Annotated in this window: 13 protein-coding genes; 5 read left to right on the top strand and 8 right to left on the bottom strand. The window is 34.4% G+C overall.

The window, feature by feature from the left end:
* Positions 1-44: 44 nt before the first annotated feature.
* Together AB5Z12_RS19840 and AB5Z12_RS19835 are read right to left on the bottom strand one after the other, a co-directional pair.
* Positions 45-539: a hypothetical protein gene (locus AB5Z12_RS19840; RefSeq protein WP_368368747.1), complete on the bottom strand. Its 495-nt coding sequence runs from the start codon at positions 537-539 to the stop codon at positions 45-47.
* 354 nt (positions 540-893) lie between these two features.
* Positions 894-1,088 (bottom strand): hypothetical protein, encoded by a 195-nt coding sequence (locus tag AB5Z12_RS19835; RefSeq protein ID WP_148463217.1) that lies wholly within the window; start codon positions 1,086-1,088, stop codon positions 894-896.
* A gap of 335 nt (positions 1,089-1,423) precedes the next feature.
* Here AB5Z12_RS19835 and AB5Z12_RS19830 point away from each other — a divergent pair, with 335 nt between their 5' ends.
* The 5 genes from AB5Z12_RS19830 (at position 1,424) to AB5Z12_RS19810 (ending at position 4,133) form a co-directional block, all read left to right on the top strand.
* Positions 1,424-2,701 (top strand): ROK family protein, encoded by a 1,278-nt coding sequence (locus AB5Z12_RS19830; RefSeq protein ID WP_173736589.1) that lies wholly within the window; start codon positions 1,424-1,426, stop codon positions 2,699-2,701.
* A gap of 18 nt (positions 2,702-2,719) precedes the next feature.
* Positions 2,720-3,016 (top strand): helix-turn-helix domain-containing protein, encoded by a 297-nt coding sequence (locus AB5Z12_RS19825; protein ID WP_148463251.1) that lies wholly within the window; start codon positions 2,720-2,722, stop codon positions 3,014-3,016.
* Between the two features lie 94 nt (positions 3,017-3,110).
* Positions 3,111-3,332, top strand: a complete 222-nt coding sequence (locus AB5Z12_RS19820; protein WP_148463219.1) for a DUF3791 domain-containing protein — start codon at positions 3,111-3,113, stop codon at positions 3,330-3,332.
* Positions 3,329-3,910 (top strand): DUF3990 domain-containing protein, encoded by a 582-nt coding sequence (locus tag AB5Z12_RS19815; RefSeq protein ID WP_173770436.1) that lies wholly within the window; start codon positions 3,329-3,331, stop codon positions 3,908-3,910. Before AB5Z12_RS19820 ends, AB5Z12_RS19815 begins: the two co-directional genes overlap by 4 nt.
* Positions 3,891-4,133, top strand: coding sequence for a hypothetical protein (locus AB5Z12_RS19810; protein ID WP_148463221.1), 243 nt, complete (start codon positions 3,891-3,893; stop codon positions 4,131-4,133). The genes AB5Z12_RS19815 and AB5Z12_RS19810 overlap by 20 nt, the downstream gene beginning before the upstream one ends.
* Positions 4,134-4,178: 45 nt before the next feature.
* Here AB5Z12_RS19810 and AB5Z12_RS19805 read toward each other — a convergent pair whose 3' ends face one another.
* The 6 genes from AB5Z12_RS19805 to AB5Z12_RS19780 form a co-directional block, all read right to left on the bottom strand.
* A complete protein-coding gene (locus AB5Z12_RS19805) occupies positions 4,179-4,361 on the bottom strand; it encodes a hypothetical protein (RefSeq protein WP_148463222.1) in 183 nt (60 codons plus the stop codon).
* Positions 4,362-4,476: 115 nt separating this feature from the next.
* On the bottom strand, positions 4,477-5,325 hold the full coding sequence (locus AB5Z12_RS19800; RefSeq protein WP_195589389.1) for an HNH endonuclease: 849 nt from the start codon (positions 5,323-5,325) through the stop codon (positions 4,477-4,479).
* Between the two features lie 151 nt (positions 5,326-5,476).
* Positions 5,477-6,961 (bottom strand): hypothetical protein, encoded by a 1,485-nt coding sequence (locus tag AB5Z12_RS19795; protein ID WP_368357301.1) that lies wholly within the window; start codon positions 6,959-6,961, stop codon positions 5,477-5,479.
* A gap of 10 nt (positions 6,962-6,971) precedes the next feature.
* Positions 6,972-8,666, bottom strand: coding sequence for a transposase (locus AB5Z12_RS19790; RefSeq protein WP_368357300.1), 1,695 nt, complete (start codon positions 8,664-8,666; stop codon positions 6,972-6,974).
* A gap of 519 nt (positions 8,667-9,185) precedes the next feature.
* On the bottom strand, positions 9,186-10,373 hold the full coding sequence (locus AB5Z12_RS19785; RefSeq protein WP_368357299.1) for a toll/interleukin-1 receptor domain-containing protein: 1,188 nt from the start codon (positions 10,371-10,373) through the stop codon (positions 9,186-9,188).
* 4 nt (positions 10,374-10,377) lie between these two features.
* Entirely contained in the window at positions 10,378-10,851 is a 474-nt protein-coding gene (locus AB5Z12_RS19780; RefSeq protein WP_055058754.1) for a hypothetical protein, read from the bottom strand.
* Between the last annotated feature and the right edge of the window lie 85 nt (positions 10,852-10,936).

Raw genomic sequence — 10,936 nt, 5'->3', positions numbered from 1 at the left:
CTGCCAGTCAGTAGTCTTATTGTACTCTGAGGTATTTTCAATTTTCAACATCTACGTTTTTTATTATACAGGAAGCTTCTTTTATCATATTGTCTCTTTTGCCAGGGTGTCAAATTTATCGTTTTTATTTTTTGCAGACGTTCCCATGCTTTAATTATATTTCCATCTGACTCTGTGTTTTTAATCACATACTTTAGCTGCTTGTCATTCTTCATATATGAGTAGATAAAAATCGCTATAGTTACAACTATTACTGTCAGCAATAGCAGCGGGAAAACCTTCCTTATCCGCAACGCACCAAGATACTCATTCCACTGAAAAAATTTAGAATCTATCAATGCAGCAATTGCACACACACAAACAATAAGACACTTCCGAAAATACTTGGGGAGATTATTTTTACGGATAAATCGAATTGCGGACACAGCCACAACAAAAACAAATGCAGCAATAAGCCAATTATCTCCAAAAGTAATTTTAATAATTTCTTCTGTAACTCTATTATTCACAATCACTCCCCCTAATTCTTCCCATTCCAAGTAATACACTTTCTTTCATTATTTATCTTTTGAGTCTTTACGACTACTGCAATTTTCAAAAACAGCATAATATCATCCCACTTAGCATTCACAACTAAGTGAGACTTTTGGAATCAGCCTTATCTGTTCAGTTTTTCTCAATATATTTAATGGTCCCAACTTTTTCGCAAAAATTGGAACCATCAAATACATATTTCACCTATATTCACTTTTAAACTCCTTTTCTTTGTTCTCTTTATGAGCATGGGTGATTTGACTTGCGTCAAACAGGAGTCCCCCTTTTAGTGGAAACACATATTTAACACTATTCTCTGCTCTTTAAAGCAGTTTACTCAAAATCATATACTACGTGCCCTATTTTCTTTTTACAATATTTTCAAGAACTTCAGCAATTGTTTTTAAGCTCCTTGTTATATATTCCTCTGTCTTCGACCTGGCCTGGGATTTAATCTCTGCCATCTCCTTCTTGTATCGCAACAAAGCAATAAAAAACACATAGCCAACACTTGCAACAACTACTAGCATCTGAAACCATGCAGGTAATTTCACTACAATCTTGCCAACTTCTACAACAGCTACTGCTATTGCATCGCATACCTTACCTAAAGGATCACTAAGGGGAACTACTCATACTCACACCTCCTATCTTTAGTGTTGTGCATTTTTACAATTATTATTGTACGCTCTACTTATTTCTTTGTCAAGAGAGTGTTAAATTTTTTAAATCAGTTTTTTGTATTAATCATTTTCACTAATATAAAAATTTTATCGAAATAATTTAATACATATTTCACAATAACCATTTGATATAAATATATAAATATGATATTATTAAATTACTTAATAATACAACTATTGTATCTAGCATAAATATGGAGAAAAATATGGAGAAATTAATATCACAGCTAAAAGCTCAAAATAAACTCATCAATATTGTCCGCTGTCAGCCGAAGATTTCAAAAACAGCATTATCTGAATACCTGAAAGTCTCCTGGCCTACAGTATCAACCAATATTGAAGCTTTAAAAAAATCCGGCATCTTTGATCCAGACGAGGGACTAGCCATTAATGGGGAATTTGCCTATATGGTAGGTTTATCTGTAGGATCAGCACAAATTAAGTTATCCATCATTGACATGAACTTTTTGCCCATTTCTGCAGATTTTTTTTCCAAATTGATTCAAGACCTAAATCTGTTTGAAGAAGCCAGAAGTTATATGTTGGAAAAAAATAAACCGATTAGTAATTACATCTTTTTCCCAACTCCTGATAACTTATTTGAATTACAACAAAAATTAGATTCTATTATTGCCGATATTATTAAAATAGTAGAAAATCAAGACAGTTATCATATGAATATTATTTCACTTGGAATAGCTTTTACTGGTGCTATAGATAATGTTGGTAAAAAAATTGTCCGGTCGCATAATCTGGAATATCTTTCAGACAGACCCCTAAATACAATTATTTACCCCAACCGTTTAGATTTCTTTGAGCAAAAAGGTATCAATCTTTACATTGATAATAATTCCAATGCCTCTGTCGTAGCAGAAAAATATAATATGTACAATCCAGACAGTACCAATTATAAATATCGAAATAAAAAAAATATGATGATCCTGTATCTCGGTGCAGGCACTGGCGCTGGTCTGATTTTTAACAACGCCTTGTATCATGGTGCTACTAATCTGGCAGGTGAAGTCGGTCATATAGAACTGCCGCCTTATCCTAATCAAAACTTCAAAGCAATAGAGCCATGCTGTTCCTGCGGTAGTTGTGAATGCCTCGATTATAGAATTCGAAATGATGTTTTTGAAATGACCAAAAAAGAATTTTCAGAATTAAGTTCCAAAGAAATTAAGGATTACTTAATTAATCATCCAGAAAAATTTGAGATTTTCACTTATTACATAGGTAAAATTATAAACTTACTGGTTAACCTGTTAAATCCGGATCTTATTATTTTTACAGGAAAATTCAAAGAAGTGGCTGATTATATGTGGCCTTTATTATATAAGCAAATTGCCACTAATAAACTTTCCTACATCGCCAATGCCTGCGAATTTAAAACCTCTAACCTAGGTGCCACCTCCCCGGCCATCGGAATCGCAATTTGCGCATATTTCGATAAAATCGGAGAAGCTATTGACTGGCAGTTTTAATATAATTATTCAAACACCATTACGCGGATAAGATCACCTTGGATCAGCTTTCATCAAAATATTTTATTAACAAATTTTATTACGCGGAGTTTTAAAGATCAATTTGTTCTTCCCGTCAACAGCTACCTAATTCAAATCCGTGTCACACATGCCAAGCAACTGCTCCGCTTCACAGACCTTTCCGTTGAAAAAACAGGCCAGGAATGCGGCATGAACGACGCCAATTATTTTTCCAGGATTTTAAGAAAACAGAAGGGATTGCACCGAGGGAGTATCGGAGAATGTGAGATATGGAGCGACTGCAAAAGTATTTAATAACTCTAAAAAATTCGCGATTCAGTCGTTGCTATAGACTAAGAAAAGCGCTATACTTTAATTAACAAATTATACTCAAAGGAGGCGAATCTCTATGAGTGAAAGACAGCTCGACATTGCTGACATGCAGTGCTGGGTATTCCGTATGGCTCAATCCAAATGGAAAATGTCCTCCAGCAACTGCACTGAACTATTCAGAAAATACGATATCCTTGGTTTTATCGCTGAATGCTACGACATTCTTCATTTAAATGGTTATTCCTGTGTGCTTCACGATGTGGAGACCTTGTTAAAGAATCGAGGTGTAACCTTATGATAGAATTACAGGATGGAATACTTCTATATCACGGCAGTTACATTGGCATCCCAGAGATTGACCTGAACCGCTGTTTTGGTGGACTTGATTTTGGTCGCGGATTTTATCTTACTTCATCTTACGAGCAGGCATACAATTACGTCCATCTTTCCACCAGAAAAGCCATACGCATTGGTAGTGTTCCAGAAAATTTCAATCCTGAAGATGGTCAAATATCTGTCTATAAGTTCCACTATGATCCGAATATACTGGCATACTGTTTTCAGGGAGCAACCATCGAATGGCTCCACTTTGTAGCTGCAAACCGAAAAAAAGATTTGTTTCCACAACTTCTGAAAAAGTATAGCACAATTGATATCATCGGTGGCAAAATTGCAGACGATCAAACAGCTCGTACCTTACAGCGTTATATCAGCGGAGTTGATTTTGGTATTCCTGGAACACCAGAAGCCGATAAAATCACCATAAAAAAATTAATCCCCAATCGCTTAAAAGATCAATTTTGCTTCCGCACCCAGGATGCCATTAACCATCTTGAATTTATAAGGAGTGACCGCTATGGAGACATCAAACTATAACTTCACCGATTCACAAAAAGAAAGCTGTGCTGTTAGTCTTATGCGTGATACCGTCGAAGCTCTCTCTCTGCGCGATAATATTTCGTATGAGGAAGCACTGCTTCGCTTCACCAGTTCAAAGATATATAGCGCACTCTTCGACTACGATACCGGCATTTGGAGAGAAAGTCCGGATTATCTTTTGAATCTTTATGATTATTGCAATTCTCAAAAGACGGCATAGTATCGTCCCACTTGGTCTTCATGACTAAGTGGGATTTTTTAACACCTATTCCCTCATAATATCCCTGATAAAATTATCCGCCTCCACAACCCTTCTCACATTTTTCTCTCTTGAATCACAAATAGTCACCTGACTATTCTCGTATTTCAAACTTACAAAGGATCCATCAGTCCTATAAATAGTCATATGCTCTTCCGGGCGGTTCAGTGTCTCTATAAGATTTTTCATTTTTTTAATTCGCGTATATTCAGAGTCCGTCATAAATAATTCAATCCTCGAAAATGCACGATTTTTCTTTAATGGTGTCTTTCTCCAAGATCCATTTTTATTCAATAAGTGGTCTTCACATTTCTACACTTAAACCACTGTCAATCTTCATCTCATCCTCAAATACCTCTTCTAACATACAAATATTTGCTAAAATCATCCCCCATAATACAATCTGCACCCATATATTATCATTATCTATATACATTTTTAATGATATTTTCCGCTCTTCTTCACTTATCCACATTAAAGAAGCTATAGTGGGCGAGCAGTATTCTGTATCTTTTTTATAATCGTATTTTATCAAAAAATCCCTAATATTCATTGCTATAGGATTCTTTAAATATTTTTCTCCAAATGTGATAAAACAATATTCATATGCCATTTTCAACATAGTTGGAAATGCATACAGCAAATACTGTGATCTCATTTCCTCTGGAAATTCCACAAATTCAACGTGCGGAATTTTATGCTCATTAAAATCAATCCTATTTTCCAGAAGCTCTTTTTCTGTTACTGGATTCATACCATTTTCGTTCAGCTTACTATTCACATATGACGCAAACCCTTTTCTTGGACCTACAATCAATTTTTCTTTATTACATTCTAATACCTGGTGCTTTGCACGAAACCCATTAATTTTTCCCTCTTTGTCGACTTTCAACTCGCCAACAATCGACGTATCTGCATATTTTACTTCGATTCCTTTAAATGGATTGGGAATTCCATTTTTCCCTCTAATTTTGAATTTGTATCTCATATATTTTGTTATACTCTGGTTTAAAAGAGAAGCATCTACCCTCGTCCCAAGGGAGGAATTACAGGAAGTACATACATTCAAACATATATCCTTGTCGCCTTTTCCACCAAGCGCTTCCAAAATAATATGTTCACGATTAAATTCTTTATCCTCTTTCCACTCCATACAAAATATACATTGCTTCATTTTTATCTTCCTCGTATCGTTGATCTTGTGCATGTTTATGTTTCTGGTGCTCGTAAGCACGGCGGCATATTGGACAATACTCTGGAAAATCATTCTTATATATGCCTCCAAATATATCCACTTTCGTCATTTATTCCGTATGCTCTCCAATATACGAATGTACTATTTTTTCAAAATAATCTTTTTCTCCGGTAAACTGCATATTTTCAGTTGCTTGATATTCCCGTAGCACTTCAAAAACACTCTTATATCGTCTAGCCCCATTTTCACTTGTAATGAGCCTACTCACAATATTATCGAATTTAACTCTATCTTTTTTATACGTAGTTAAAAACATTTCTAGTTCTTCTATTGTCATAACATAACAATTTGAATCTTTCTCAAATAACTCTGGTAATGAAGAAATTATCATCTGCGTATTCGAAGGCATACTCTCATATAACAAAAAAATCTTTATTACTGGTTTATCGCCTTTATATTCTAATTCTGAGTTTTTCAATTGATTGTATGCTTTTTCTATATTTCTCTTATAAAATATATCAATCAGATCAACATTAGGTGTCTGCTGCTTTGCTCCAATTCCCAACATTCCGGACTTTAATTCAAATATAAATACAGCTTTTTCAAACTCAACATAATAATCTGCACTTTTTTTCTTATTTTCAGGAATTTTATGCCAAAAACCATTTTTGAGATATTCTCCCATCAATTCTTCGAAGTAATCTTCAAACATTTCACCAAACGCATTTACAAAAACTTGCCCCTTCTGGTTATTGTGGTAATAATCCCTAATCAGCCAGTATAGTCCATCAGCTAGCATCATTTGAACCAAATAAATGCTTACCGCAAGCTTTTCTCTTTTCTTCTGAGTAATAACAAATGGTTTACTGTAAAAGATCTGTTTTCCCAATGGCGATTTTCTGACTTGTTCATAGGTTACAGAATAATAATCAATAATCCGCTCTATATTATTCTTTGTTAAAATCCTTTCATCTTTTTTTCTATATACTTTTTCGGGTAAACTCAAAGGAAATGGACAATTGTAACATAACCACAAAACAGCCCACTCCAATGCCAGAGTTTCTTCTACAGTAAATTCAAAAATTTCTTTTGTAATCATATTGGCATCTACAAGCCCATCCCTGTTAATACTAAGTGAACCAATAAGAATGTGATAATTACGATTAAAATTCTGGTATACCCATTCAGGATTTTCATACTTGAACTGCTCATAGCTCATACCCATTACATATTTATGTAAATCCGGCAATCTCGCATTTTTTAGATACTCACTTCCAGAATATTTGTTTTCATATCCTCTATAAAGGTTAACCCCTATTCCAGCCATTTCCTCTGTCATTATATTTTTTCTATAATCATTTGCATTTATAATTGAAAGATATGCCATATTAGGGATATCCCACGCAAGTAACATCACGTTTGTAGTTCTGCGAAAGAAGCCATATTGAAAAGATTCCAAAGGAAACATCATAGAACATCCAAATTTTTTTGAGCTGTGTATGTGCTCTTTATATATTTCAATAGATTTTTGAGAAAAGAAATATATAAAATCTCTAGTTGAATATGTTTTTACAAATGATTCAAAATCTTTCAAAGTCTCCTCCTTATTCCACCTTTTTCAATTCTTTACTCAACTCAGATGCATAGTATTTTATATGATTCACATCCAGACCAAACGCATTTAATATTGTTTTCTGATTAGCTGTTACTGCATGATCCAGCCTGTATATATTATCCAGTTGACGCACCATTTCTATCTTTTCAAGTTCCTTCAACGCTGCCGGAACTGTCATATAATTCGGCTTCTTTTCCAGATTTTTCATCTCCTCTTTCAGCTTCGTATACATCTTACAGCGCAGTATCATCGCCACAAACTCAACAAAGATCTTAGCCCTTTCTGACTCTTCTGAATACACCCGGATGCTCTTATTTCCAAGATAGGATTTATCTCCCCGGAAAAGTTTTTCTGATGTATCATGGCTCTTATACAACTCGATTGCTTCTTTTGCGCTCATCTTTTCCGATGTGATTATACAGAAATATCCTGCCAGATCCAGTTCCCTTTCCACCACACTGCAGCGCTCTTCCGACAGTACAAATGCCTGTGTTTTTTCATCATAATGAAGATTAAAATACTTCTCAAACCCTGGCCCGAATTCTTTTACTTTATTCTGATATTTCTTAAGGTACAATGTCATCTGGTTGAGCCTGTTTTCAATCCCGGCACGCTCTGCACTTTCTTTGGAAATGCTGTGGTACAGATGAAAATACCGTTCTTTTTTATCACCCGCATAAAGCCTGTGCTTCACGGTCTTCCCATATACTCCATACTCATAGATGTTATTCACGCGCTTACTTTCAAAAGTTCCCTTGTGTTCCAAAACCAGTTCATTCACCAGCGAAGCCATTCCCTTCACCATGATCACGAAGCTGTACCCGCATTTATCCATATATTGTATATTTTCACTGCTGAAATAACCCCTGTCCAAAATAAAGCCAATCTTCTTATAGCCATATCCAAAAGCTTTGTCCAACATGAACTGAAGCTGTGAGATATCGTTCAGACTTCCGGGATATTTCTCGTAAAATAATGGTTCCTGGTTATGTGTATCATATGCAACCGCATAGTTAAATACAGGCTGTCCCACATCTACTTTCGGATGTCCGAATTCCACCATTTCAATGTCTCCAGCCTGGCAGTTTTTGTTCGTGGAATCGTAGGAAATATATATTTTTTCGCGATGGTTTCTGGTCTCATTCCAGGAGTTTAAGAACCCAATACTCTGGTCATCCGTTACGGAATTCAGGAAATCTGAGACAGTAGAATCGCTGTATTGTTTCATTCCATTTGTAAAAAGAGGATGGTTATATGTATAATCCGGATAGTACTGGGCAGCATTGTTTTCTGCAATGATTGAGTATACCGCCAGATCAAGAAAAAGTCCCAGATCACGCTGTTCAAAATACCCCCCAAGGAGCTCGACCAGGTTGTATTCTTCTATAATTTTACGCAATACAAAATATGCTCCCACGCGCAGGCAGCTGCTTCTGGATGTCCTGTTTTTTGTCTCTGGAAGCTCTGCATCAGGAAAATATTTTAGGAAATTTTGATTTGGCTGCATCAGTTCCGGGTCTGTTTCAGACAGCTTTCCTATCGTTACTCTTTTTGGAAAAGTATACTGCCTTACCGGGTCATAGATCCGGTCATATTCGAACTCAATATATACAACATCTTTCTTTTTCCTACGTGTAATCTTTCCCGGTACGAATGGTATTTTTACTAAAAAATCCAGATACATTAGGTTCCTCCTTTTAGGCGGTATTCCGCCTAAAATAATTATACCATATATCCCGGTCTCCTGCAAGCAGAACCCGCAGAAAATCGGGATTTTTTCAATTTTTTATTCTCTTAATTTTGTTTAGGTGGAACTTTTTCTGGAAGTCCACAATTTTCTATCCTCTTAATTTTGTTTAGGTGGAACTTTTTCTGGAAGTTCACATGCAAGCAAAATCGCGTGCAAAACGCCGGATTTTCAATATTTTTTTCCTCATCAGCCCTAAAATTTGTTTAGGGGAGATTTTTTCGGAAGTTCACAATAGTTCATAGTGAAAGCTCCCTTCCTGTGATAGCTATATACTACCACAAAAGTAATTTTCTTTCACTGACAACTATCCTAACACACAGTTTTTTTACAATCTACCATTTTTTGAGTGTTACTTTTTCAGGAAGTTAAGACTTAAGTATATTTAAAACACTATCAATACCAGATTCTTTGATGTATTATTTTATCATACTATTTTTCGGCTGTACAATAAAACTATAACTGTAAAATATTTTCATAATTCGAATCTATGAACCATTTATCATTTAATGCCATCAAACAGATATTACTATTATCAATAGAATCTTTTCTCAAAACTAAAATTTCTTTTCCACACTGATCAGCATAATTTAATTCATATTTTACCCAACACGAATTTCTGGAAGTATCCGAATCCACAAATAATATCTTTTTAGACTGTTCAATTCGTTTATTAATAACATTTTGAGTTGCTTTGCAAACCAAACGTCTTTTTAAATAGTTATTATCTGCTTTCCAGTCACAATATACATTTTTATTATCCTTATTTAAAAGAGTAATTAATCTTTGCACGGATTCATAATCAACGCTACTATGTGAAATAAAATAATCATAATTTTTTATTTTCTGTTCTTTTGAGTTTTCTATACGATATTCTAATTCCTGTGGAATCGCTTTTATATTATAAACTTCATATGCAGTTTCTTTAATACGTTGCTTCCTTTTCTTATTTTTGGTATGTATCTGCATATATTTTTGCTTTCTCAAAAACGTATAATGCCCCAGACTTTGTAAATGCTCAAAAGCCATATTTCTTAACTGACGGTTGTATTCACTGTCCGCAACTTTTTTGAAAAAATTTATCGTCTTCTTGCAATAGTATTTTTCTAACTCTAAAAAAATATACACCTTATCTTTTTGACTTGTGTTTTTTCTATCATATAATCCCATCAACGCATCAAGAAACTCCGGTTCCATTTCCTGCGCACGTTTCTTCGCTTTTTCTATTTTTTCTTGTCTTTTTTCGATTTTAGGAAGACGTCTTTTATCCAAAAGATTTTTATATTCTTTTTGTTTCTGAATAGAAAAAGTCTCCTGTCTTCTTTTAATAGTATCTGGCATTAATAACCTATTTATACTGGACAATTTTCTTAAGATTATTTCTGGAGAATCAGCATTATATCGTTTTTTTCCATGAAATTTTTCTATAGTTTTATCTTTTTTATAATAATATTGATACTTTTCTTCCAGCATTCTCCATTCAAAAGGATAATATTTCTTTACAAGTTTCAGAATTTCATCAAAATCATATTCCTCAGATAATAAAGGAATAATATCATCCACATATTTCACTAATTGTTTTTTCGTTTCCTGCAAATCTTCTTCATATACATGCTTCGTATAGCCAGACATCTGTTCCTCCATTTATTCAATCTTCTAAAAAACAAGATAAATCTTCTACCTTAGCCACCTCTGCCAGCAATTTACTGTAGCAAATAAGCTCTGATTGTAATTGTTTTAGTTCCGTTCTAAATAATATGCACTCATCTTGATTTGAAAATGCTCCATTTAATTTCTTTTTATGCCACTTTGCAGTAAATGGTCGTATTATTTGGTTCAGCACTATTATTGCAATTTTTGAAAAATTCTCCGCATTACGTCCTTTACTCTTCAAAATCTCTCTTGTAATTGGAAACAACTGATAGATACTGTTTAATGCTGTCTCCTCATCGCCATCTGTATCATCCAACGATTGTGTTGTAATGCGAGTAATCAGTTCAACATACATATCCCATGCTGCTGTTTGATCATCTTCTGTTGCTCCAAATTCCACCTCCGCAAAACCAACATTTAATTTAATACTATTTAATCCCCAGCGTCTAAACAAGTCTTTAAAAGTCATATTCTTCACTCCTCCCTATATAGTCAAGTCTTTTTTCCTTGAAAATCAAAGATTTTTTAGTGTTTCATCAATAAATATCTCAGAA

It is taken from the genome of Ruminococcus sp. RTP21358st1_G6_RTP21358_211008 (genome assembly GCF_040908885.1).
In the GTDB taxonomy this organism is placed as follows: Bacteria; Bacillota; Clostridia; order Lachnospirales; family Lachnospiraceae; genus Blautia_A; species Blautia_A faecis.
This window is presented reverse-complemented; position numbering and strand designations above follow the sequence as displayed.

What these genes read in the sequence shown, in the direction of transcription:
- AB5Z12_RS19830 (WP_173736589.1), top strand. Translation starts at nt 1,424, where the DNA reads ATGGAGAAATTAATATCACAGCTAAAAGCTCAAAATAAACTCATCAAT.
- AB5Z12_RS19820 (WP_148463219.1), top strand. Translation starts at nt 3,111, where the DNA reads ATGAGTGAAAGACAGCTCGACATTGCTGACATGCAGTGCTGGGTATTC.
- AB5Z12_RS19815 (WP_173770436.1), top strand. Translation starts at nt 3,329, where the DNA reads ATGATAGAATTACAGGATGGAATACTTCTATATCACGGCAGTTACATT.
- AB5Z12_RS19810 (WP_148463221.1), top strand. Translation starts at nt 3,891, where the DNA reads ATGGAGACATCAAACTATAACTTCACCGATTCACAAAAAGAAAGCTGT.
- AB5Z12_RS19805 (WP_148463222.1), bottom strand. Translation starts at nt 4,361, where the DNA reads ATGAAAAATCTTATAGAGACACTGAACCGCCCGGAAGAGCATATGACT.
- AB5Z12_RS19800 (WP_195589389.1), bottom strand. Translation starts at nt 5,325, where the DNA reads ATGGAGTGGAAAGAGGATAAAGAATTTAATCGTGAACATATTATTTTG.
- AB5Z12_RS19790 (WP_368357300.1), bottom strand. Translation starts at nt 8,666, where the DNA reads ATGTATCTGGATTTTTTAGTAAAAATACCATTCGTACCGGGAAAGATT.
- AB5Z12_RS19785 (WP_368357299.1), bottom strand. Translation starts at nt 10,373, where the DNA reads ATGGAGGAACAGATGTCTGGCTATACGAAGCATGTATATGAAGAAGAT.
- AB5Z12_RS19780 (WP_055058754.1), bottom strand. Translation starts at nt 10,851, where the DNA reads ATGACTTTTAAAGACTTGTTTAGACGCTGGGGATTAAATAGTATTAAA.